Below are 24,109 nucleotides of genomic sequence, written 5' to 3'. Positions count from 1 at the left end.
CCTTACTGGTCAAAGCCCTTCCCTTCCTGCGCGCATTTCACGAGCAGGGGTGCCGGCTCCCAGAAGCCCGGCTGGAGGTTGGGGTTTTCGGCGAAGGGCTCCATGTCGCGGACTACGTTGGCCAGGCCAACCTGCTCGGCGTAGTGCATGGGGCCACCACGGAATACCGGGAAGCCGTAGCCAGTCAGGTACACCATGTCGATATCGGAGGCACGCTGGGCAATGCCTTCCTCCAGGAGGCGGGCACCTTCGTTCACCAAGGCGTAGACACAGCGCTGGACAATTTCCTGGTTGCTGATCTTGCGCGGGGTGATGCCCATCTCGGCGCGACACTCGTCGACTACCTTGTCCACTTCCGGATCGTGCAGGGCCTTGCGGTTGCCCGGTTCATACTTGTAGAAGCCGGAGCCGGTCTTCTGGCCATAGCGACCCATCTCGCACAGGCGGTCGGCAATGAGGTTCTTCTTCATGCCGGGGTTTTCCGCGTACAGGCGCTTGCGGATGGCCCAGCCGATGTCACCACCGGCGAGATCCGCCATGCGCAGTGGCCCCATGGCAAAGCCGAACTTCTCAATGGCCTTGTCGATCTGCTGCACGCTGGCGCCTTCCTCCAGCATGGTCAGGGCCTCACGGGAGTACTGGTTGATCATCCGGTTGCCGATAAAGCCATCACACACACCGGAAACCACTGCTGTCTTGCGGATGGTCTTGGCGAGTTTCATGGCGGTGGCCAGGACGTCCTTGGCCGTCTTGTCACCGCGCACCACTTCCAGCAGCTTCATGATGTTGGCGGGGCTGAAGAAGTGCAGGCCGATCACGTCTTCCGGGCGCTTGGTAAAGCTGGCAATCTTGTTCACGTCCAGGGTGGAGGTGTTGGAGGCGAGGATAGCGCCAGGCTTGCAGGTCTCGTCCAGTGTTTTGAACACCTGCTCCTTGACGCCCATTTCCTCGAACACCGCCTCGATGACCAGGTCCGCGTCCTTCAGGTCGTCATAGCTCAGGGACGGGGTCAGCAGGTCCATCTTCGCCTTGGCCTTGTCCTCGGTCATGCGGCCTTTCTTCACCTGGCCTTCGTAGACTTTGCGGATGGCTTCCACGCCACGGTCGAGGCCTTCCTGCTTCATCTCGACGATGGTTACCGGAATGCCGGCGTTCAGGAAGTTGATGGAGATACCGGTGCCCATGGTGCCGGCGCCGATTACGCCCACCTTGTTGATGTCACGGGTAGGGGTATCAGAGGGTACGTCGGAAATCTTGCTGGTCTTGCGCTCGGCAAAGAAGGCGTGGCGCAGGGCAGCGGACTCCGGGGTCTGCATCAGGTACTTGATGCCGTCACGCTCGACCTTCATGCCCTCGTCGAAGGGTTTGGTGGCAGCGGCTTCCACCGCTTCCAGGCACTTCAGCGGGGCCGGGTAGTTCTTGGCCATGGCGCCGATGGTGTTGCGGGCGAACATGAAGAAGCCTTCCGGGTTGGGATGCTTCACCTTCAGGTCGCGGACCTTCTTCAGCGGCATCTTCTCGGCAACTACCTTGCGGGCGAAGGCCAGGGCGCCTTCCATCAGGTCGCCTTCGATAATCTCGTCCAGCAGGGGGGTGCCTTCAAACTTCTTCGCCGGCACTACCGCGCCGGAGACGATCATGTTCAGGGCCTGCTCGACACCGATAACCCGCGGCAGCCGCTGGGTGCCACCGGCGCCCGGCAGGATGCCCAGCTTCACTTCCGGCAGGGCGAGGGTGGCGTCCGGCTTTGATACCCGGTAGTTACAGCCCAGGGCCAGCTCCAGGCCGCCGCCCATGCAGTTACCGCTGATGGCCGCGATAACCGGTTTTTTGGCGGTTTCCACATAGTGGATGGCGGTGGTGAGGATGGGCTCCTGCATCACTCTCGGGGTGCCAAACTCGGTGATGTCAGCGCCGCCGGAGAAAGCCCGGTCAGAACCGGTGATGACGATGGCCTCGATGGCGCTGTCCTGCTCGGCTTTCTTGATGCCGTCGACAATGCCCTGGCGCAGTCCGAGGCTGAGGCCGTTGACCGGCGGATTGTCCAGGCGGATAACGGCCACATTGCCGTTGGTGTCGTAGTGTGCGGTGCTCATGCTCGCTCCTTATTGGCGGTGGCAACAGGTGCCGGATAGCTCTGTCGGCTCTTTCCGGGACAGGTCGGTCCCCGGTTCGGCGCCTTATGGATAATGGAATGGGGGAGTTTTATTCCATACACTGGTGTCTGGAGAGTCCGTACAGTAATGTATGTTGGCGTAAAAGGTCAACGGGGTTGTACACTCCGCGCCCCTTGGCTTTCCAGGACCCAAACTGGCACACCCGCCACCCGATCGACAGGCAGACTATGGCATCCGACTCCAAAGGTACCCCCAGGGCCTCCGGAAAAACCGGCAAGCCCCAGTTGACCCGCGACGACTGGCTGGATGCCGCCGCTGGTGAGGTCGCCAGTGGTGGTTTTGGCAGTTTGCGGGTGCTCACGCTCGCCAAGAAACTCGGCGTTACCCGGGGCAGTTTCTACTGGCATTTCCGGGACCATGAAGACCTGGTAGACAGCTTCCTGGACCGCTGGCGGGACCGGCGGTTCGTCGAGCTGGACTACATGCGGCCCAAAGGGGAAAACCCGGAGGAAGAGTTGCACCAGTTGTTGCAACTGCTGCTGACCGACGCCTCCCGCAACGTCCGCCGGTTACAGGTGGAACTGGCGGTCCGTGACTTCGCCCGCCGCAATCGCCATGCCGCTGAAATTGTCGAGGAAGTGGACCAGGCCCGTGTGGAGCAGAACAAGCTGTTGTTCCGCAACCTGGGCAGCGCCGATAGCGAAACCGAGGACCTGGCGATGCTGATGTACGTGGCGTCAGTGGGCTCCCAGGTGGTGCTTTCCGGTCGCAAGGGTAATGAAGCCGCCGTGGCCAGGATTGAGAACCTGGTGGCCCGGCTGGCTCTTGGACAGGGTGGCGGCGAGCGCCGGAAAGACGAGGAAGAGTAGGGCGGCCATCAGGGCCGCCCTGTCCGGAATGCCTGCTCAGCGAGCGTCGAAAAAGCCGTTCATGTGACCCGCCACTTCTTCCGGTTTTTCTTCCTGCAGGAAGTGCCCGGCATCCACCTGTTCCACCCGGATCTCTTCAAAGCAATCCTCGATGTGGTTCAGGTACTCCGGAATGATCACCTTGTCCTTGTTGCCGTAGATGTAGAGGCTCGGGATTTTCCATTTATGGCCTGACAGCGTGGCCCAGCGCTTGGCATCCTCCTTGAAAGCACGGTAATAGCTGGCGCCCGCGCCCGGCGTGCCGGGGATGCTGTACATGCGTACGTATTCGGCCACGGCGTCCTCCGGGATCGGCTTCACTACGCCGTTAACGAAGAAGCGGATCCAGGTGTCCTCGTTGCCGGGAATCATGGCCTCCGCCAGGCCGGGGGCCTGCTGGAAGTGCTGGTACCAGTAAGCCTTGCCGCTGCCGGAGCGGACCTTTTCGATCACCTCCATGTTGCCCTTGAGGTTATTGATGATGGCGATGTTCATGATCACCATCTTCTGGATTCGCTCGGGGATCGCCAGGGCCACTTCCTGGGCCACGATGCCACCCCAGTCATGCCCTACCAGCTGGAACTCCCTGATGCCCAGCTCGTCCAGCATGCTGACCACGTCTTCCGCCAGGGCCTGTTTCATGTAGTGCTGCTGGCCTTCTGTGCGCTCGCTGTCACCCAGGCCCCGCAGGTCAGGTGCGATCACCCGTAGCCCTTCTTTCAGGTGGCGACCGGTGTGCTCCCAGCAATAGGAGCTTTCGGGCCAGCCGTGAATCATGACCACCGGGGCGCCGGAGGAGTCACCGCCCTCGCGCCAGGTGAACGTGCCGCGTGGGGTGGAGAGGGTTTTGGCTTCGCTGAGATACATGGTGGGGCTCCTGCCTGTTGTTCTGTCGTTGGTGTTGGTTGGAATCAGGTTGCAAAACAAAACCTGATCCTAGACAGCCGGATGGTGGCTTGTCCAGTGGGTTGCGTCAGGGGAGGTGGGCGTGAGCGGGAAAGGATCAGGAAAAAGGGGGCACCCGGCCAGGGAAGCCGGGTGCCCAAGAGGTCACCGAGTACTTCTTCTGTTGCCGGCTGGCGGATACATCACCAGCCGGAAAGCCTTTACTACAGGCCGAGTTTGACGTTGTCGATAATAATGCGGCTCGAGGTGGCGGCGCCCATCACATGCAGTCTCAGTTGGTTAATATTGCCGGAAGACTGCAGGCTGAACTGGCTGTTGATCGTGGACCAGCTGTTGGTGGCAACCTGGCCGCCGCCGAGCTTTTGCCAGTGGGCGCCTTCGTCATCTATGTACCACGCCCAGAGTTCCACCGCATCCGTGGCCTGGCGGCGGTTGCTCAGCATCACATCGAACGACGCCTGGTACGTCTTGCCGGCTTCCAGCAACCCTGTGGCCTCCAGCACCGGGCCGGCATTGGTGCTCATCCGGAACAGGGAGGCCAGGCCGAAGTTGCCTTCACTGGCGGTGCGGGTGCGGAAGACCCAGCTGCCCATATAACCGGACCAGCCGTTGCCGCCCTGCTCGAAGCCTTCTTCCAGGAGGGTGGTATTGCCGCCGTTGTTGTCATCACCCCCGTCGTCATCCGGGGCATCGGCGAGCTTCTCAAGCCGGACTTCATCCGCCACGAAATCAACGCCTTCGGCCGGGCCAGCGATCAGCAGGCGTGCCTGCCGGACGCCACCCTCGGCAGCGACGGTAAAGGTTTCGTCGTACTGGCTGAACTCGTTGGCGGTTACCGACAGTTCCGGGAGATCCTGGAAGTGGGTGCCCTGGCTGTCAGCGATTTCCAGGCTGATCCGGACCACGTCACGGATATCGGTCCCGGCCAGCGCCAGCTTCGCGGAGACCCGGTATTGTGCACCTGCTTCCAACCCATCTTCGATCAACTGCACGGGGCCGCCGTAATACTCGGTGCGGTCCGTTACCAGCAGCAGGTTGTCGCGGCCACAGCTGGTGTTGATGCTGGCGGTGGTCAGGCTGGCGGCGTTGTTGAAGCTGCCCCAGGGCGACAGCTCATTGAAGTCCGGTGCCCGGACCAGGTTGTTCTCGGCCAGCTTCGGCTTGTCACAGACTGGCAGCTCGGGGTCGTTGCCGTTGTCATCACCGTTGTCCCCGCCGTTGTTGTCACCGTCGTCCGGATCACCCGGGTTGCCATCGCCGGGGTTACCGGTATCCGGCTCTTCCTCTTCCGGGTCACCGTCGTCAATGACTGCCGTGGGCATGAAATCCGCCACCTGCGCCGCCAGGCGGTTGATGGCGGTCACCGCATCGGCGCCATCACTGCGATTGATGTCTGAGCCACAGGGCTGACCTTCGCAACGGACCTGGTCCGGGCTGGCGAACTGTGCCAGGTGGTTGCGGGTGCCGTAGGACTGGGGGTAGGCCATGACGGTACTGAACAGGCCCGAAACCCCATGGCCACGGCCCCAGGGGAACACGGAACCGAAGGAGTTCTGGGCATGGGAGTGGCCCAGGGAAATGTTGTGGCCCAGCTCGTGGGCAAAGGTGTTATAGCCGCAGCTGACGCCGGTCATGCTGTAGCCATAGGCGGAGGCGTTGGTATAGAAGCGACCGGTATTCTCGTTGCCGCCGGGTTGGTAGCCGACACCGCAGATGTAGCCGGCGCCGCTGCGTTGCGGGGTGCTGATCAATGCGACCAGGTCCGCCCCGTATTGTTGACGCAGGCGGGCGACGTTGCTGTCGGACCGGAACCGGCCAAGAACATTGCCATCTACACTGCCGTAACTGCCCTGTACCGGTTCGGTGCCCACCAGCCGCAGCTGTACGTCGACATCACTGTTACGGTAGGCCTGGTTGGCGTGTTCCACATAGGACACGATGCGGGCTTGGATGTCCTGGCCGGAGGAGGTTGCGGCGGCTTCGCCCGTGTAGAACACCAGTACGTCGACCTGGTTGGCGAGGGCCAGCGGGCTTCCCAGGGCGAGGGAAAGGCCGGCCAGCCAGTGAATGGGTTGTTTCATAGCGTCAGTCCCTGATCAAGGGTGTGTTTGTACGACGGGTACTCCTGTCCGCCGTGGGGTTCGAGGTACTGCAGGCAGCAGCCGCCGCCTTACCGCAATATCGGTTAGCCAGAGGGTGGCAGTTGCTCCACGCCAGGCACCGGAATGGCATCATCCTCACCGGCCAGGTTGTCCTGTATGTCGGTTTCGCTGGTCAGGGTGGTGTCGCCGGTCTCGTTGTCGATGACCGCCGAGTAGACCCCCTCGCGGGTGCTGATCACCACATAGGTGGATTTCTTGCCCCGGGTAACCACAACGTTGTCGTCTTCGTGGCCACCACTGACCGGGCCACGGAATACCTGGATGTCGTTGAGCTGGTTATGGGTGCTTTCCAGGCGGGCGCTGAGGGTGCGGTCCAGGTCCGGTAGCTGCAGTGCCAGTTGCTGCCCCACGTGCAGCGAAGCGGCGGCTTCCTGGTCACCTTTCATACGAATGGCCGGGACGCCGTCCACCTCGGTCTTTTCAGGGTCACCGTCGGTACGCCACAGGGAAACCACGGGTCTGGCGTTACGGGAAGGGCTGTTGGGCCTCGCTGGCAGGGCGGAGGTGGCTTCGGGGTCTGGCCAGCGGGAAACGTTATCCGGCACACCGGCATCGGCCAGGCCTGCGGCAGGTGGTTCTCGGGTATCAGGGTTGTCGGTTGCCCGGGTGCCGGCTTCCGGGGTTTGTGCCGGTGATGCAGACTCCGGGTCGCTGGAAACCGGGGCAAACAGGAACAACAGTGCCGCGATGACAACGGCGATGCCTGCAACAAAGGCCAGGGCTTTGGACATGGGCGCCTCCTGCGAATAAATCGGTTCCGTATTTGTTGAGGCCATAGTGCCTGCTCAGCGCAGCCGACCTCATGTGAAAATCTGTTAAGTATCCCGAATTGGGAACCGGTTCAAAGACCTATGCGTGGGTCAGGCCTTGCCGGTTTGGGCGAGAATGGGGTGGTTCCCTGGGGGCGCGGGTTTATGCCCCCTGGGCCTCGGCGCCCGGCCGCCGATGAATCAGGCGGCGCTTGCGGCGCTGGTTCAGGCCGATCAGCACCAGGGGAACGATAATCATCAGGCTGCCGGTAAGGAACCACAGATCCGGTATTTCGCCAAACGCCAGCCAGCCCACGGCGATGGCCCAGATCAGCCCGGTGTACTCGGCGCTGGTGACCTGGTTGGCATCCACGTGTTTGTAGCCCTTCAGTACACTCGCGTTGTAGCCCAGGATGAACACTGCCGAACCAACGGCACTGGCAATGATTTCCCACCGCCAGGGGGCCCCTTCCCACATCGCCAGCGCGAAGCTGGCGGGAATGGCCAGTAGCGAATTGAGGAACAGCTTGTGCAGCGTGGACTGTCCGGAAGGCAGCCGGCGCACCATCAGTGCTGCTACCGCCAGGCAGAAGGCGGTGCCCAGCGCTGATAGTGCGGAGAAGTCCAGCGCTGTCGGCCGCAGGATCACCAGCACCCCGGCAAAGCCACTGATCACTGCCAGCACACTCAGGGGTGAGAGCCGCTCACCGTATACCAGCACCGACAGCACCATCAGGATCACCGGCGCTGCGTAGAAAACCGCGTTGGCCGTGGCCAGGGGCAGGGTGGTCAGGGCGACTACCATGCACAGCAATCCGGCCAGCAACACATGGGAGCGAATGGCATGGACCACGAACCCCTCGAACAACCGCCCGTATTCTGCCCGCTTCAGCAGCGGCATCAGCAGGAGGACGGTAATGAGATTACGCAGGAAAGCAAACTGGAACACCGGGGCTTCCGGCTCCATCAGTTTGATAAAGACGTCGGACACAATGGCCAGGGCATTGCCGATGATCAGCAGCAGAATAGCGCTGTTGACGGTTTTGCCCGACATGGTGCCTCCCTCTGGTTAATAGTGGCGTGTGTGGTGAAAGGGGGAAGTATAGGTTGGCAAGAATATCCGATAAAATGATATTTATTGCTCATCTATGAGAAAATTCGATAATGAAACTGCCACCCCTGAAATCCCTGCCCGTGTTCGAGGCAGTTGCCAGGCTCAACAGCTTCTCCCGTGCCGCTGAGGAGCTCAGCGTTAGCCAGAGCGCGGTCAGCCACCAGATCAAGCAGCTGGAAACCTTCCTGGGTGAACCCCTTTTCGAACGTCATGGTCGCAGCCTGGCCCTGACCCGGGGGGGGCAGGACTACCTGGAGGGCATCTCTTCGGCGCTGGTCCAGATCGACCGTGCCACGGGCCAGCTTCTGGGCCGTCAGGACAGCAGCCTGCGCCTGGCGGTATTCAGTTCCTTTGCGGTGCGATGGCTGGTGCCACGACTGCCGGACCTGCACCGCCAGCACCCGGAAATCCAGCTGATACTGGAGATGACCGGTGAGCACCCGGTGTTGTCCGGCCGTGTTGCTGACAGCTTCATTACCATCAATACGGATTCACCCGCCTACAGCTATGATCTGTTATACCGGGAACGGCTGTTTCCGGTGTGCAGTCGTCAATACTGGCAGGCGCTGGAGGGGAACGTGCTTACCCCCGAAAACATGGCGGAGCACACGCTGCTATCTACCTTCAGCATCTACAACCGGACGTGTGGCGACTGGGAGGCCTGGTTCGCGGAAGCCGACATGGGCATTCCTGCTACGGCCCAGGTCCAGCACTTCAGTCATATGCTGCTGGCACTGGAAGCGGCCCGTTATCATCAGGGTATCGCCCTGACCAATGACTATATGCTGAGCAACCGGGATGATGCCGGCGATTTTGTGCGCTTGCCCCTGCACAGCGTGGTCACCGGGGACAGTTTCTATTTCGCCATCAAGGCCAGCCGGCGCCAGGAGCCCGGATTGCGATCTTTACGAAACTGGTTGCTGGCCCGGGCTATCGACAGTGGCTTGCTCGATGACAAGCCCGTTATAAACGGCAATGCGGGCAACCGGAAGGAGAATGAATGAGCCAATCGAAGGACTCCGGGTCTGCCGATGGGCATCGCCTTGACAGCCTGGAGGGTCTGCTGGACCGGATTCGGGACACCGATGGTGATGGTCGGCGGGTAACGGTGAGGGAGATTCTGGATGCGGCCGGTACCCGAAGTTTCGGTCCCGTGGCGGTGGTGGCCGGACTGGTGGTGCTGGCACCACTGATTGGTGACCTGCCGGGCGTGCCCACCCTGATGGGGATGCTGGTCATTCTTACCGTTGGCCAGCGGCTGTTTCGCCGGGATTACATCTGGCTTCCCGCATGGTTGAGCCAGCGTCGGGTGCCACGGGACAAGCTGCACAAGGGGCTGGCATGGATGCGCAAGCCGGCCCGTTTCCTGGACCGCTTCACCGGGCCCCGACTGACCTGGCTGATGACCGGGGGTGGCAACCTGCTGCTGGCGCTGGCCTGCCTGGTGGTGGCACTGGCCCTGCCGCTGATGGAATTCGTACCCTTCAGTGCCAACGGCGGCGGCCTGGCCCTGATGGCCTTCGGCCTGGCCATGATTGCCCGGGACGGCGTGGTGGCAGTGCTGGCACTGGTGCTCAGTAGCGGTACCCTGGGGTTTATCGGCTGGCAGCTGGCCAGCAATTTCTGAACCGGTCGACTGGTCAACTGACCACAGCTGAGGCAGGATGTGGCTTTTGCAGTCACACACAGGTAGCACGTATCCCATGGCAAAACTCTTTATCGTCCGACACGGGCAGGCCTCCTTTGGCCAGGCAAACTACGATCAACTTTCCGGGCTTGGCTGGCAGCAGGCCCGCTGGCTGGGGGAATACTTCGCCGAGCGTGAACTGAACTTTCACCGGGTGGTGGCTGGCGACCTGCAACGTCAGCAGGACACCGCCAAGGGGGTGCTTGAGGGCATGGCACACGCTGGTATCGACGTTTCCACCCATCCCGGGCTGAATGAGTACGACGGCGAGATGATGTACCGGGCCTTTACCGGCCAGGGGGACCAACACCTGCACCAGAAGCGGGATTTCAAGGATTACTGGCGCACCTTCCGGGCGGCTTACGAGGCCTGGATCGACGACCGCCTCACTGACGTCGACGAGACCTGGGGCGACTTCGGCCAGCGTATTGAAGACGCGATCAGCCACGCCTGCGAGGGTGCGGGTCGGGACGATGCCGTGCTGGTAGTGACCTCCGGCGGCGTGATTGGCAGCGCCCTGACCCAGTTGGTCGAAGGCCCCCAGAAGGGCGCCATCCACTTCAACTTCCAGTTCCGCAACGCGGCATTCTGTGAGGTCATTATGGGCCGCAGTGCCCGCCGGGTGCTGAGCTTCAATAACGTGCCCCACCTGGACCGGCCAGGGCGCCGGCACGCCCTGACCCACGTTTGACGCCCGCCTGACGGCCGGAAGACTACGCTTTCCGGCCGTTTGCCTTGCTGCTGGTAGCCTTGCGGGTCTTTGTCGCACGGGTGGAGGCGTTCCCGCTGCCGGCGGGCTTCTCCGGCAGGACTGACTCAGTGTCCTGGTCGTCGCTGGCCGGGCGCTCCACCACCTTGCGCTTGCCCTTGGCACAGCGGGAGAGGGCCTTGAGGCCGTCCGCATCGAAGGCGTCCACCCGGATCACGTCGTAGAGCGCGGTCAGGGCCTCCAGCAGCTTGTCGCATTCCTCATCCCTGACAATACCTTCCTTGCAGGCCCAGTCCACCAGTTCCTTGCGCTGATGCCCCAGCAGCATATCAATGCCGCCGAGCTCTTCCGGGTCACGGTTGCGGATGGCGTCGTGCAGGCGGGCCCGCAGCTCCACGGTTTCATTGGCCAGGCGATAGGCATTGAGCACCCGGCCCAGGGCGTCGTCGGGCTTGTCGTTGAAGTAGGCCCCCCGGCTGATGCGCTGTCGCAGTGGCGTGTCCTTCACAATGGTGGCGGCCACTTCAGTGCCCAGGCGGTCGTCCGGGCCGTTGAGGGCGGTGGCACCCAGGGGGAATACCAGAATCCGCAGCGGCCAGCGCAGGGCCGGGACCGGGAAGTTGATCACCGCCTCCCGCATCGCTGCCTGCAGGTCTTTCAGGCAGGTTTGCAGGCACCACTCCACCAGGGGCCGCTGATCGTCCGGATAGCCTTCCTCATGCCACTGTTTTATGACGGCAGAGGCGTAGTACAACTGCACCAGGCAGTCGGCCATGCGGCCGGACAGCCGCTGACGGGCTTTCAGGCCACCACCAATGGTAAGCAGGGTGACATCTGTCAGCAGGGCAAAGCCGGCGGAAAACCTGGCCAGTTGCCGGTAGTACTTGCCAATGTTGCCCTCACGGGGGGCGGGCTCCGCCAGTCCGTGGGTCAGTCCCAGCACCAGCGCCCGCAGGGCATTGCGGGTGGTGTGGGCAATGTGCCGATAGAAAGTGTCATCAAACTTGCGCACCGCCTCCCGTTCATCGTCCATGCCCGCAGCCTCGATTTCATCCACGATAAACGGATGGCAGCGGATCGCGCCCTGGCCGAAAACCATCAGGCTGCGGGTCAGGATATTGGCCCCTTCCACCGTGATACCAATGGGTACCGCCTGGTAGGCCCGCGCCAGGAAGTTGCGGGGGCCGGTGATGACACCCCGGCCGGCGACCACATCCATGGCGTTATTGATCACTACCCGCATCAGGTCAGTGTTGCGGTATTTCAGCACCGCCGACGGCACCGAGGGCCGCACGCCCCGGTCCAGCATGCCGGCGGTCAGCAGGCGGGCGGAGTCCATCATGTAGGTGTAGCCGGCAATGGGCTCCAGGGCTTCCTGCACCCCTTCAAACTGGCTGATGGAACGACCGAACTGCTCCCGCACCAGGGCGTAGGAGCCGGTGGCCAGGCTGGCGACCTTGCCGGCACCGGTGCCCAGGGCAGGCAGCGAGATGGAGCGGCCGATGGACAGGCACTCCAGTAGCATGGTCCAGCCCTTGCCAAGCATCTCCTGGCCGCCGATCACCTGTTCCATGGGAATAAATACGTCGTTGCCCCAGGTAGGACCGTTCATGAAAACGGTATTCATGGGCAGGTGGCGGGCACCGGCATGGACACCTTCGGTGTCCCTTGGGACCAGCACACAAGTCACGCCTATATTGTCGTCGCCACCGAGCAGCTTGTCGGGGTCATAGACCTTGATGGCCAGGCCGATCAGGGTCGCCACCGGTGCCAGGGTAATGTAGCGCTTGTTCCAGGTGACCTTGAGGCCCAGCACTTCCTTGCCGTTCCACTGGCCCTTGCAGACAATGCCCTTGTCCGGAATGGCGCCGGCGTCGGAGCCAGCCACCGGTGAGGTGAGGGCGAAGCAGGGGATTTCCTCACCATTGGCGAGGCGGGGCAGGTAGTGTTGCTTCTGGTCATCGGTGCCGTATTCCATCAGCAGTTCGCCCGGGCCGAGGGAGTTGGGCACCATCACGGTGACGGCGGCGGACACGCTGCGGGTGGAGATCTTCATCACGATTTCCGAGTGGGCGGTGTGGGAGAAGCCCTTGCCACCCTGCTCCTTTGGAATCATCAGGCCGAAGAAGCCGTTTTCCCGAATGTATTTCCAGACCTTGTCCGGCAGGTCGTAGTCTTCGTGGGTAATCTTCCAGTCGTCCAGCATGGCGCAGAGTGTTTCCACCGGGCCGTCGAGAAACGCCTGCTCCTCGCTGGAGAGGTGGGCAGGCTTGGCATCCAGCAGTTTTGACCACTCTGGCTGGCCGGAAAACAGCTCGCCGTCCCAGTCTACGGAACCGGACTTCAGGGCCTCCTGCTCAGTGTCGGACAGTTTGGGAAGTTGTCCCCTTACCCAGCCCAGCAGGGGTTTGCTGAGCTTATCCCGGCGCAGCTCGTCAGCGTGCAGGATGATCATCGCCAGGGCCAGCAGGCCGCCGCCCAGGAGGATGCTGAGGATATGCCAGTCATCCTGGGCCATGCCGGCCAGGGTCGCGGCCACCAGCACCACGGTAGCTACCGTGCCGCCAAGGCCGAGATAGATCAGCACCAGGGCACTGATGATCAGGAACAGAACACTCATTGACAGACCTCCGTATCGGGAATGGAATACACCATGACTCCGTTTACCATCGGTCAAACCTGCCAGGCTTGCAAGGGGTGGCCGGTGCAGGAACGATAGCCGTGACCGTCCACTGAAAGCCGTTTGACGCATATCACCGGTTAGCTTGCGATGAACAGGCTATACTGGAACTCCCTGAAAAGTCAGAGCCGTCAACAGGAAGCGACCCATGCCTACACCAACGCCGGACAAGCGCACGCAATTTTCCATCTGGTACTTCGTGGGGGTTTTGCTGCTGCTTTTTCTGCTGCCGGACTGGCTTTCCACCCAGCCACAGACCATTCGCTACAGTGAGTTCCGGACCCTGGCCCTGTCCGGCGAGCTCCAGGACGTGACCGTTGCCGCCGAAGAGGTTAAGGCCTCGGTGCCCCGTAACCAGCTCTCGCCGTTCCTGACGTCGGACGAGCTGAGTCGACTGCGCTCCTCCGAGGGTGACCTGGTGAACATCCGCGCCATCCGGGTGGACGACCCGGACCTGGTGCCGTTGCTGGAGGAGGCCGGGGTGGACTACACCGGCGTCCGGGAAAACACCTGGCTCACTTCCCTGCTGTCATGGCTGCTGCCCTTTGGGTTGCTGGTGCTGCTGTGGAGCTTCCTGTTGCGCCGGATGGGCGGCATGGGCGGCGGTGGCGGCAGCATGATGTCCATTGGCAAGAGCAAGGCCAAGGTCTACATGGAGAAGGACACGAAAGTGACCTTCGATGACGTGGCCGGGGTGGACGAAGCCAAGGCCGAGTTGCAGGAAGTGGTGGATTTCCTGCGGGACCCGGAGACCTACAGTCGCCTGGGTGCCCACATTCCCAAGGGGGTACTGCTTGTGGGTCCGCCCGGCACCGGTAAAACCCTGATGGCCCGGGCAGTAGCAGGCCAGGCTGGGGTGCCCTTCCTGTCCATCAGTGGCTCGGAGTTCGTGGAGATGTTCGTGGGCGTTGGTGCTGCCCGGGTGCGAGACCTGTTCAACCAGGCCCGCAGCATGGCCCCCGCCATTATCTTTATCGACGAGCTGGATGCCCTGGGCCGGGCCCGGGGTGCCAACCCCATGATGGCCAACGATGAAAAGGAGCAGACCCTAAACCAGCTGCTGGTCGAACTGGATGGTTTTGATCCGTCCAGCGGGTTGATCCTGCTGGCGGCTACCAACCGCCCGGAGATCCTGGACCAGGCCCTGTTGCGGGCCGGCCGGTTTGACCGGCAGGTGCTGGTGGACCGGCCTGACCGTATCGGCCGGGCCCAGATCCTGAAGGTGCATATCCGCAAGATCAAGCTGGATGCAGATACCGACCTGGACCACATTGCCGCCCTGACACCGGGCTTTACCGGCGCCGACCTGGCCAACCTGGTGAACGAGGCCGCCCTGCTGGCGACCCGGCGCAATGCCGACGTGGTTACCCTGGACGACTTCAATGCGGCGATCGAGCGTATCGTGGCCGGCCTGGAGAAGAAAAACCGGATTCTCAGTGAAAAGGAACGACGCACCGTGGCCTACCACGAGCTGGGCCATGCCCTGGTGGCGATGTCACTGGAAGGGGTGGATCCGGTGCAGAAGGTTTCCATCATCCCCCGGGGTATCAGCGCCCTTGGCTATACCCTGCAACGCCCCACCGAGGACCGCTTCCTGCTGTCGGAGCAGGAACTGCGTAATCGTATGACCGTACTGCTCGGTGGTCGCGCCGCCGAAAGCCTGGTATTCAAGGCCACCTCCACCGGCGCTGCCGACGACCTGGAAAAGGCCACCGATATCGCCCGGGATATGGTCACTCGCTTTGGCATGATCCCGGCCCTGGGACAGGTGACCTATGAAAAAGCCGGGCAGACCCACCTGCAACAACGCTGGCTGGACAGTTCCCGCCAGTACAGCGAAGCCACTGCTGAAGCCATCGACCAGGCTATCCGCGAGCTGATTGACCAGGCCTTCAACCAGGCTACGGCCATTCTCGAGTCCCACCGGGAAACACTGGAGAGTGGTGCCCACAAGCTGTTAGAAGTGGAAGTGCTCAGTGGTGACGCCCTGAAAAAACTGCTGGGACAGGAAAGCCAGAAAGGCGCCTGACCGGCCGGGCTCATCAGGTTGCATTGCAAACTAATGTAAAAAGTAACAAATCTGACCCGAAACATTGATCCAATCTTCGAGTTTCAGGGAACTCATAGGCTCGATCAATAACTTTACGGTGTCGGAGTATTGCCATGTTCGGTCGGCTGTCGGTTGCGAAGCGCCTGGGTCTCGGTTTTGGAGTAGTTCTTTCCCTGATGGTGCTGGTCAGTGTGGTTGGCAACCTCCGGGTCGGTTTCATGGATCGCACCCTGATGGACGTCCGCGAAGGTGCGTCGGTCAAGCAGCGCCATGCCATCAACTTCCGCGGTAGTGTCCATGACCGGGCCATTGCCATTCGTGATGCCGTGCTGGTTCGTAACGACGCGGATCTGCGGACGCACCTGCAGGATGTTGACCGGCTGAAGGCCTTTTATCAGGACTCTGCATTGGCGATGGACCGGCTGTTCGATGAACTCGGTGCCAGTGACCAGGAAACCCGCCTGCTTGGGGAAATCCAGGCCATCGAACGGCGCACCCTGGCGCTGACAGGGCAGCTGGTCACCCTTCGCCAGAGTGAAGGCCCCGAGGCGGCCCGTGTCTTCCTGCTGGAACAGGTGTCCCCGGCCTACACGGAATGGCTCGCCCGGGTAAACGCATTTATTGACCACCAGGAAGACATCATTGCCGGGGATATCGATCGGGTTCAGGATGCAGCCTCCGGCTTCCAGGCCCTGATCTTTATCATCACCGGGTTGGCCATACTGGTGGGCATCGCCGTGGTGGTGCTCATCATTCGTAACCTGAAAGCAACCCTTGGGGCGGAGCCGGAAGAAGTGGCTGAGGCAATCCGCGCACTGGCAGACGGTCAGCTGGACCAGGCGATCGATACCCAGTATCCGAACAGTGTGATGGGTGCCCTGAAGGAAACCACCACCCAGCTGGCCGAAGCGGCCACCGAACTGATGGACACCGCCGGCAATAACCGTGAACAAATCCGCCTGCAGTCGGAAGAGGCCCAGCAAATGGCGGCGGCGGTCAACCAGATGGCAGCCACCGTCAACGAAGTCGCCGGCTTTGCCGGCAATGCGGCCTCTGCCACCCGCACCGCAGATGACGAAGTAGAGAAAGGCAACCGGGTAGTGGCTGACACTGCCGCTGCCATCGGTAACCTGGCCGATACCCTGGAAGGCGCCACTGAAACTGTGCGCCAGGTCAGCCAGGACAGCGCCAATATCGAGTCCATCATTGAAGTGATCAACGGCATCGCCGAACAGACTAACCTGCTGGCCCTGAATGCAGCCATTGAGGCTGCACGGGCCGGGGAGCAGGGCCGGGGCTTTGCGGTGGTCGCCGATGAGGTGCGCTCGCTGGCGACCCGCACCCAGGATTCCACCCGGGAAATCCAGGAGATGATCGGCAAGCTGCAGACCGGTGCCGGTCAGGCCGTCTCGGTCATGGAGACCAGTCGTGAACTGGCGCGGGAGACCGTGGCTCAGACCGGAGAGGCCCAGGAAGCCCTTGGTCGCATCCGCCACGAAGTGGGTGCCATCAACGATATGAATGCCCAGATTGCCAGCGCGGCGGAGCAACAGAGTGCGGTGGCGGAAGAAGTGAACCGCAACATCCGCCGGATCCACGACGCCACGGTAGAGACTGCCGCCGGTTCCGAGCAGGTCGCTTCCTCAAGCCGTGAGTTGGATACCCTGGCGGACCAGTTGCGCAAGGAGGTCTCTTTCTTCCGCGCGGGACAGGCCTGAGGCGTCGATGGCGCCGGTTATGCTCAGAGGTAACCGGCGCTGAATACCAGTCCCAATACAATGGGCATCACCACCAGGCTGCCCAGGTTGCTGATCAGTACCAGGGAGGCCACCTTGTGGGGCTCCTGCCGGTACTGCTCGGCGACCATGTAGTTGAGCACCGCCGGCGGTAACGCGGCAAATACCCACAGGCTGGCCACCTGGATGCCGGGCAGGTCCAGCACCGCAATCAACGGCCAGGCCAGGACCAGGCCGCTGGCGGGGCAGGCGATAGCGCCGAGCAGGCCCAGCTTCCAGTCACTGAAGTCCACTTCCAGCATGCGGATGCCCAGGGTGAACAGCATCAGCGGAATGCAGATGCCGCCCAGCATATTCAGGGCTTCCATCAGCCATCCCGGCAGGGCCACACCCCCGATATTCACTGCTAGCCCGGCAATGGTCGCCAGTACCACCGGCACCCGCAGGCGCCGGATCATGGAGGTGTGGGGGTCCAGCATGTACAGGCCTACCGAGAAATGCAGGATCATCTCGACGATAAACAGCACTACGGCGGCGGGCAGGGCGGCCTCGCCAAAGGCCAGCACGATCAGCGGAATGCCCATGTTGCCGGAGTTGTTGAACATCATCGGCGGCAGGAAGGTTTTCAGGTTCAGCCGCAACATCTTTGCCAAGGGCCACAACAGCAGGCCGGAACCCAGCACAACGACCACGCCGGCGGTGGCCAGCCAGGCATAATCCGCCAGTGGCGCCTCCTGGTCGGCCAGCACGGCAAACACCAGCATGGGCACGAACAGCTCCATGTTGACGGTGTTCATGCTCTGGATGTCGGGTGATCGATAGCGACCGTAGAGGGCTCCGCACCCGGCAATGAGGAAGACGGGCAACATCGTTGAAACAATCTGGCCTATCATGGATTCTCCGGGAACGGAACAGCAAGCAGGGTAAAGGGTAGGGTGGCAATTGTAGTGTTTCCTGGCCGGACCGTCATGGGTGCGACGCACGGATCATCGCTTTTGATGGTCCGAAAGCCATGCCGAACAGTATCAGCAAGGACAGTGATTGTAGGAGCATGCGTGATGAGTATGTTGGAGAGCATTGAAGAAACCACCCGCAGCCGGTTGTTCGAGCGTACGCCCGACCTGGCGTCCGGCGACCCGGAGTCCAGGCGGGACGAGATCAGGGAGTATTTCCTGGCCACCTGGGCCCGTTACGAGTCCCTGTTCCGCACCCTTGCCCGGGATGAGGCCTATTTCGAAAAATCCATTCCACTGCGGCATCCACTGATCTTCTATCTCGGCCATACCGCGACCTTTTTCGTCAACAAACTGGTCCTGGCCAAGCTGTTGCCGCATCGCATCGATTCCCGCATGGAATCAACGTTCGCCGTTGGCGTTGACGAAATGAGCTGGGATGACCTGGATGATGATCACTACGACTGGCCCTCGGTTGCGGAAGTCATGGCGTACCGGGACAAGGTCCGACATGCGGTCCTCGACCTCATCGATACCCTGCCGCTGACGCTGCCGATCAACTGGCGCAGTGACTGGTGGCCGATCATGATGGGGATCGAGCATGAGCGGATTCATCTGGAAACGTCGTCCGTCCTTATTCGCCAGCACAAGCTGGACTACATCCGGAGCGACCCGGACTGGCGGCCATGCCCGAAAACCGGCGAGGCGCCCGAGAACACACTGGTGGCAGTGCCCGGTGGCGAGGTTGTCCTGGGGAAACCGTTCGATGCCCCTTTCTATGGCTGGGACAACGAATACGGTGAACACCGTGCTGACGTGCCGGCGTTTGAGGCGAGCCAATACCTGGTGAGCAACAGCGAGTTCCTGAAGTTTGTGGAAGCCGGCGGTTACCAGGACGACGAGGTATGGGAAGAGGAGGGCCGCAAATGGCGGGACTTTACCGAAGCTCGCCATCCGACGTTCTGGGTCTGGAACAACCAGTGGTATTTGCGGTTGATGACAGAGCAGGTCGAGATGCCGTGGGACTGGCCGGCAGAGGTCAACTATCACGAAGCCAAGGCATTCTGTAACTGGATGGCCCGGGAGACCGGCCAATCAGTACGCTTGCCGACGGAAGACGAGTGGTATCGCCTCTATGATGTCGCTGGCGTTGGAGAGGTGCCACGTAACACGTCTGCCGGCGCCAACCTGCACCTGGATCACTGGGCGTCATCGTGTCCGGTCAGCTGGTTCCGTCATGGTGACTTCTTTGATGTTGTGGGCAACGTCTGGCAGTGGGTGGAGACGCCCACCTATCCATTTGATGGCTTTGAAGTGCATCCGCTCTACGATGACTTCACGACCCCGACTTTCGATAATCAGCATAACCTGATCAAGGGCGGGTCCTGGATTTCCTGTGGCAACGAGACCCTGCGCTCGGCCCGCTATGCATTCCGGCGTCACTTCTTCCAGCATGCCGGTTTCCGGTATGTGGTCTCCGAAGCCGAGGTGCGGCCCCCGGCCACCCAGTACGAAACCGACAAACTGCTGTCGGAATATGCCGAGTTTCATTTCGGGGATGAAAACCTGGGTGTGCCCAACTACCCCAAAGCCATTGCGGAACTGGCGATCAGCGCCATGGGGAATCGACCCGCGATTGCCGCGCTGGATATTGGTTGTGCCTCCGGTCGCTCAACATTCGAACTGGCCAGGCATTTTGACCATGTCACCGGGGTGGATTTCTCGGCCCGTTTTATTGCCCAGGGCGTGTCCATGGCGGATCAGGGCGCGCTACGTTATACCCTGGTTGATGAGGCAGAGCTGGTTGGCTACCGTACCCGCTACCTGGATCAGTTGGGCCTGGCTGAGGTTTCCGGAAAGGTTCACTTCTGGCAGGGGGACGCCTGCAATCTCAAACCCCAGTTCACCGGCTATGACCTTGTGCTGGCGAGTAACCTGCTGGATCGGCTCTATGACCCGGAACGCTTCCTCGCGGAGATTCACAGGCGGATTAAGGCCGGCGGTTTGTTGGTGCTGGCCTCCCCCTATACCTGGCAGGAGGAGCATACGCCCCGTGAGAAGTGGCTCGGTGGTTTCAAGAAGGATGGTGAAAACTACACGACCCGCGATGCGCTGGATGAGCTGTTGGGCGAGCATTTCTCCCTGGTTGGCGAACCGGGACGGATGCCTTTTGTCATTCGCGAGACGACCAATAAATACCAGTACAATTTCACGGACATTACGATCTGGGAGCGTAAGGCTTGAGTAATCCGTTTGACCAGGTGTTCTCGCGAGAGGGCACCTGCGCCGTAAAGTTTGACGCCCGCAGAGCAGTGTTCGGGCGGGAGGATGTGATTCCCCTGTGGGTGGCGGATACCGATTTTGCTGCACCGCAGGCGGTCACCGATGCCCTGGTGGCGCGGGCGCGCCATCCGGCCTATGGCTACACGCTGTTTCCGGACAGCCTGTACGAGTCCATGATCGACTGGTTCCGGGAGCATCATGACTGGACCATTCAGCGGGAGTGGGTTCGCATGGCCCCCGGGGTGGTGCCGACCCTGCATGCGGCCGCCATGGCGTTTGCGGAGGCAGGCGAGGGAGTCATGATCCAGCCACCGGTGTACCCGCCGTTTTTCAGCAGTATTCGCAAGGCCGGTCGCCGGGTGGTGGAAAATCCGCTGGTGGAGCGGGATGGCCGGTATGAGATGGACCTGGGACACCTGGAAAGCTGTGCTTCCGATCCAGCCAACAAGGTGCTGTTCCTGTGTTCACCCCATAACCCGGTTGGTCGGGTGTGGTGTCGTAAGGAGCTGGAGGGCGTGATGGCGATTGCCCGTCGCCACGACCTGGTGGTGGTTTCCGACGAAATACACGCCGACCTGGTGTACCGGGACCGGCCATCTCACACCATGCTGGCAGCGGTCTGTGAGCCGGGTGATCCGCTGCTGACGACGGTTGCGCCCAGCAAGACGTTCAATATTCCGGGCATGGGTTTGTCTGCGGTGGTGTCGGAGCGGGCGGACCTGCTGGGGCGGCTGAACGGGGTGTTTGATTCGCTGCATATGGTGCAGTGCAATCCGTTCAGTGTAACGGCCTTTGAGGCGGGCTATCGCCACGGCGGCGAGTGGCTGGCGGAGATGATGGACTATGTTCGCGGCAACCGGGATTTTGTGCTTGGCTTTGTGGAGCAGCGGTTGCCGGAGATAAAGGTGACGGACCCGGAGGGGACCTATCTACTTTGGCTGGATTGTCGGGGCCTTGAGCTGGATGACCCGGAGCTGAAGCGGTTTATGGTGGAGCAGGCCGGGGTTGGGATGAATCCTGGCATTACCTTTGGGGAGCAGGGTAGCGGGTTTATGCGGCTGAACATCGGGTCGCCCTTGGGGGTGATTCGGGGAGCGTTGGAGCAAATTGAGGTGGCGGTGGTTGCTCGACGCTCTCAGTGAGTTTGACTCCGTGCGAGGCAGACCATGCCAGGTATTGTTCGCTCCAATTCACGGCCCGTAAGTGGACTCGCCTGTGGGGGGCGTGCGAGCTGCGGTGGGGGCTTTCTCCGCTCCAATTCACGGCCCATCCATGGACCGACCTTGGACCGCGCCATCCCTGGCGCTGCTCCGAAAGCCCCCACCCCATCTCGCGTGAGACTTCCGTGCAATCTTCCTCCAGAGCTGGGGTTAATGATGGTTGATTTATGCAAGATGAAAAATCGTATCAGGATCGAATGCATCCAGGGCGACATCACCAACCAGCCGGACCTGGATGTGGTGGTCAACGCTGCCAATGCGCGTTTGATGCCCGGTGGCGGTGTGGCCGGGGCGATTCACCGGGCGGCAGGGCCGGAACTGGCTGAGGCCTGTTTGCCGCTGGCGCCGATTCAGCCCGGGGAGGCGGTGATGACTGAGGGCTTCGGGCTGCCCAATGGTCACATTATTCATTGCCTGGGGCCGGTGTATGGGGTGGATGAGCCGTCGGATGCTTTGCTGGCGGACTGTTACCGTAATGCGGTGCAGCTGGCGGACCAGCATGGCCTGGCCGCTATCGGCTTCCCGGCGCTGTCCACCGGTGCGTTTGGTTATCCCATGGAGGCGGCGGCCCGGGTGGCGCTCGGTACCCTGCTGGCTGAGGCGGAGCGGCTGGCGTCGGTCAGGCTGATTCGTTTTGTGTTGTTCAGCGAGCGGGACCGGGAGCTGCACCAGCGGGTACTTGATGAACTGGCGGCGAGAGTCAGCTGAATTCATTAATTAGACGTTTTTTAAATTCGACTCATATTTTTAGCGTCAACCTGATATGGTTTGCGGCTCCCATGACAAAAGGAGCCCGACCATGAAGCGTCCTGTGCGTATTGCTGTCACCGGTGCCGCCGGCAGTATCAGCCATTCCCTCCTGTTCCGTATTGCCGCCGGCGAGATGGTTGGCCGCGACCAGCCGGTGATCCTGCAGCTTATCGAGGTGCCCAGAGCGATGGAGCCCCTGCGGGGCATTGCCATGGAGCTGGAGGACTGTGCCTTCCCGTTGCTGCACAGTATCAGCATGCATGACCGCTTCGAGGATGGCGTGGTCGGCGCCCACTATGTGCTGCTGATTGGCGCCCGTCCCCGTGGGCCCGGTATGGAGCGCAGTGAACTGATTACCGCCAACGCCCCTGTCTTTGCCGGCCAGGGGCGTGCCATCAACGAGTTTGCCAACCGGGATGTGAAGGTATTGGTGGTGGGTAACCCGGCCAATACCAATGCGCTGATTGCCAGCCGCAACGCCCCGGATCTGAGCCCGGCCCAGTTTACGGCCCTGACCCGGCTGGACCACAACCGCACCCGGGGTATCCTTGCCAATCACACTGGCGCCAACCCCAGGGGCATCCGGCGTATTTCCGTGTGGGGCAACCACTCCTCAACCCAGTTCCCGGATCTGGGCCATGCCACCATCTATGGCGAACCTGCGCTGGCCCAGGTGGATGAGCACTGGTACCGGGAACAGTTTATCCGCAAGATCCAGAGGCGGGGGGCGGCTATTATCGAGGCCCGGGGGCATTCCAGTGCCGCATCGGCCGCCCAGGCGATCCTCAATCACATGTACGACTGGATCAACGGCACCCCTGAGAACGACTGGGTCAGTATGGGTATTGTCAGTGACGGCAGCTATGGTATCGAGAAGGGCATTTTCTACTCGTTCCCGGTGCGCTGTGATTACGGCCGCTACCAGATTGTTCAGGGCCTGGAAATCAGCGATTTCGCCCGGGACCGCATGAGGGAAACCGAGCGGGAATTGCTGGAGGAGATGCAGACGGTGGCGGAACTGCTGCCTGAGGACACGGAGGCCTCCCACCGCAACCTGTCGGTTTGCCTGCGCTCCGGTATCACCCTTTACGATGACGGTATTTCCCTGCCAGAGCAGTACCTGCAGACTGACCGGGTGCTGTAGGGTCGGTCACTCCGCCGTTTTCCGGGCCGGGGCTATGGGCGGGTTCCGGGTGGTGAACCAGAGTCCCACCAGGATCAGCCCGCCGCCGGCCAGGTGGTACCAGCCCAGGCGCTCGCCAAGGAACACCCATGCCAGCACGGCGGCGAATACCGGCGTCAGGTACATGAACATGGCGGACTTTGCCGGGCCGACGTTGAGTACCCCGTAGTTCCAGAATGCGTAGGCAAGAATGCCGGGGAAAATGGCCACGTACACCAGCGGTGGCAGGGTGGTCCGGGACAGTTCGAAGCCACCGGAGAAGAACATCAGGTCCACAAGGTAGATCGGTGCCAGCACCGCAGTGCCCAAAGCAATCTGCATGGTGAGGAAGGTCAGGCTTTTCACGGGAACGGACAGGCGTCGTAACAGCACCGAGAAGACGCCCCAGCTGGCCACTGCCGTAACCATGATCAGGTCCCCAACCGAGAATGACAGCCCCACCAGCCGGCCAAGGGTTCCCTGGCCGATTACCAGCAACATGCCGGCCAGGGCCACGGCAATGCCCAGGCCCTGGATGGCCCGGGTGCGTTCGCCGAGCAGCAGGAAGGCCAGCAGCGCCACCATGATCGGAATGGTGGAGTTGATCAGGGCGATATTAATGGCGGTTGTGGTCGTGGCGGCCAGGTAGAGCAGGGTATTGAAGGCGGTAACGCTGAACAGGGCCAGAATCAGGATACGGTGCCAGTGGTCGCGGATAACCGCCCACTCCCGTCGCACGCCGCGTAGTCCGAAAGGCAGGATAATGAGCAGGGCCAGCACCCAGCGCCAGAACGCCAGGGAGGTGGGTGGAATATCATCCACGACGCCCCGGGCAACTACGGCGTTGCCGGCCCAGAACAGGGGTGTCAGGACCAGCCCGATATAAGCCAGTGCCAGGGGATGCTTTGCATATCGAGCCACGG

Annotated in this window: 18 protein-coding genes; 10 read left to right on the top strand and 8 right to left on the bottom strand. The window is 61.7% G+C overall.

The window, feature by feature from the left end; genetic code table 11:
* Positions 1-2: 2 nt before the first annotated feature.
* The gene (locus BM036_RS11720; RefSeq protein ID WP_091852182.1) at positions 3-2,096 is read right to left on the bottom strand and encodes a 3-hydroxyacyl-CoA dehydrogenase NAD-binding domain-containing protein; all 2,094 of its coding nucleotides are present in this window, start codon (positions 2,094-2,096) and stop codon (positions 3-5) included.
* A 248-nt stretch (positions 2,097-2,344) separates the two neighbouring features.
* On the opposite strand from BM036_RS11720, the gene BM036_RS11715 reads away from it, so the two are divergent.
* Positions 2,345-2,986, top strand: coding sequence for a TetR/AcrR family transcriptional regulator (locus tag BM036_RS11715; RefSeq protein WP_091852179.1), 642 nt, complete (start codon positions 2,345-2,347; stop codon positions 2,984-2,986).
* A gap of 36 nt (positions 2,987-3,022) precedes the next feature.
* On the opposite strand, the gene BM036_RS11710 is transcribed toward BM036_RS11715, so the two are convergent.
* From BM036_RS11710 to BM036_RS11695, 4 genes are all read right to left on the bottom strand, one after another.
* On the bottom strand, positions 3,023-3,892 hold the full coding sequence (locus BM036_RS11710) for an alpha/beta fold hydrolase (RefSeq protein WP_091852176.1): 870 nt from the start codon (positions 3,890-3,892) through the stop codon (positions 3,023-3,025).
* 242 nt (positions 3,893-4,134) lie between these two features.
* Complete coding sequence (gene mep72 / locus BM036_RS11705) at positions 4,135-6,012, bottom strand: biofilm-associated metzincin protease Mep72 (protein ID WP_091852173.1); 1,878 nt, start codon at positions 6,010-6,012, stop codon at positions 4,135-4,137.
* 104 nt (positions 6,013-6,116) lie between these two features.
* On the bottom strand, positions 6,117-6,824 hold the full coding sequence (bamI, locus tag BM036_RS11700; RefSeq protein ID WP_091852170.1) for a biofilm-associated metzincin protease inhibitor BamI: 708 nt from the start codon (positions 6,822-6,824) through the stop codon (positions 6,117-6,119).
* Between the two features lie 181 nt (positions 6,825-7,005).
* Positions 7,006-7,896, bottom strand: a complete 891-nt coding sequence (locus BM036_RS11695) for a DMT family transporter (RefSeq protein WP_091852167.1) — start codon at positions 7,894-7,896, stop codon at positions 7,006-7,008.
* Between the two features lie 110 nt (positions 7,897-8,006).
* Between BM036_RS11695 and BM036_RS11690 the strand changes: the two genes are divergently transcribed.
* From BM036_RS11690 to BM036_RS11680, 3 genes are all read left to right on the top strand, one after another.
* A complete protein-coding gene (locus BM036_RS11690) occupies positions 8,007-8,960 on the top strand; it encodes a LysR substrate-binding domain-containing protein (RefSeq protein WP_091852164.1) in 954 nt (317 codons plus the stop codon).
* On the top strand, positions 8,957-9,583 hold the full coding sequence (locus tag BM036_RS11685; protein ID WP_091852161.1) for an exopolysaccharide biosynthesis protein: 627 nt from the start codon (positions 8,957-8,959) through the stop codon (positions 9,581-9,583). The genes BM036_RS11690 and BM036_RS11685 overlap by 4 nt, the downstream gene beginning before the upstream one ends.
* Before the next feature lie 76 nt (positions 9,584-9,659).
* Positions 9,660-10,334, top strand: coding sequence for a histidine phosphatase family protein (locus tag BM036_RS11680; protein WP_091852158.1), 675 nt, complete (start codon positions 9,660-9,662; stop codon positions 10,332-10,334).
* Positions 10,335-10,356: 22 nt separating this feature from the next.
* Here the strand turns inward: BM036_RS11680 and BM036_RS11675 are convergent, their stop codons facing one another.
* Positions 10,357-12,972 carry an acyl-CoA dehydrogenase gene (locus tag BM036_RS11675; RefSeq protein ID WP_091852155.1) on the bottom strand — a complete coding sequence of 872 codons (2,616 nt, stop codon included), beginning with the start codon at positions 12,970-12,972 and terminating at the stop codon, positions 10,357-10,359.
* 208 nt (positions 12,973-13,180) lie between these two features.
* Between BM036_RS11675 and ftsH the strand changes: the two genes are divergently transcribed.
* Together ftsH and BM036_RS11665 are read left to right on the top strand one after the other, a co-directional pair.
* Positions 13,181-15,061, top strand: a complete 1,881-nt coding sequence (ftsH, locus tag BM036_RS11670; protein ID WP_091852152.1) for an ATP-dependent zinc metalloprotease FtsH — start codon at positions 13,181-13,183, stop codon at positions 15,059-15,061.
* 134 nt (positions 15,062-15,195) lie between these two features.
* Positions 15,196-16,800 carry a methyl-accepting chemotaxis protein gene (locus BM036_RS11665; RefSeq protein WP_091852149.1) on the top strand — a complete coding sequence of 535 codons (1,605 nt, stop codon included), beginning with the start codon at positions 15,196-15,198 and terminating at the stop codon, positions 16,798-16,800.
* Between the two features lie 23 nt (positions 16,801-16,823).
* On the opposite strand, the gene BM036_RS11660 is transcribed toward BM036_RS11665, so the two are convergent.
* Complete coding sequence (locus BM036_RS11660; protein ID WP_091852146.1) at positions 16,824-17,711, bottom strand: AEC family transporter; 888 nt, start codon at positions 17,709-17,711, stop codon at positions 16,824-16,826.
* Between the two features lie 165 nt (positions 17,712-17,876).
* On the opposite strand from BM036_RS11660, the gene ovoA reads away from it, so the two are divergent.
* From ovoA to BM036_RS11640, 4 genes are all read left to right on the top strand, one after another.
* Positions 17,877-20,015: a 5-histidylcysteine sulfoxide synthase gene (ovoA, locus tag BM036_RS11655; RefSeq protein ID WP_091852143.1), complete on the top strand. Its 2,139-nt coding sequence runs from the start codon at positions 17,877-17,879 to the stop codon at positions 20,013-20,015.
* Complete coding sequence (locus BM036_RS11650; RefSeq protein ID WP_091852140.1) at positions 20,012-21,196, top strand: MalY/PatB family protein; 1,185 nt, start codon at positions 20,012-20,014, stop codon at positions 21,194-21,196. The genes ovoA and BM036_RS11650 overlap by 4 nt, the downstream gene beginning before the upstream one ends.
* A gap of 252 nt (positions 21,197-21,448) precedes the next feature.
* Complete coding sequence (locus BM036_RS11645; protein ID WP_245742593.1) at positions 21,449-21,982, top strand: macro domain-containing protein; 534 nt, start codon at positions 21,449-21,451, stop codon at positions 21,980-21,982.
* Positions 21,983-22,073: 91 nt separating this feature from the next.
* Positions 22,074-23,168 (top strand): malate dehydrogenase, encoded by a 1,095-nt coding sequence (locus BM036_RS11640; RefSeq protein ID WP_091852137.1) that lies wholly within the window; start codon positions 22,074-22,076, stop codon positions 23,166-23,168.
* 6 nt (positions 23,169-23,174) lie between these two features.
* Here the strand turns inward: BM036_RS11640 and BM036_RS11635 are convergent, their stop codons facing one another.
* A complete protein-coding gene (locus BM036_RS11635) occupies positions 23,175-24,107 on the bottom strand; it encodes a DMT family transporter (protein WP_091852134.1) in 933 nt (310 codons plus the stop codon).
* Between the last annotated feature and the right edge of the window lie 2 nt (positions 24,108-24,109).

It is taken from the genome of Marinobacter segnicrescens (assembly GCF_900111555.1).
In the GTDB taxonomy this organism is placed as follows: domain Bacteria; phylum Pseudomonadota; class Gammaproteobacteria; order Pseudomonadales; family Oleiphilaceae; genus Marinobacter; species Marinobacter segnicrescens.
Note: the sequence above shows the minus strand (reverse complement) of the source record. Positions and strands in the feature narration are given on the sequence as shown.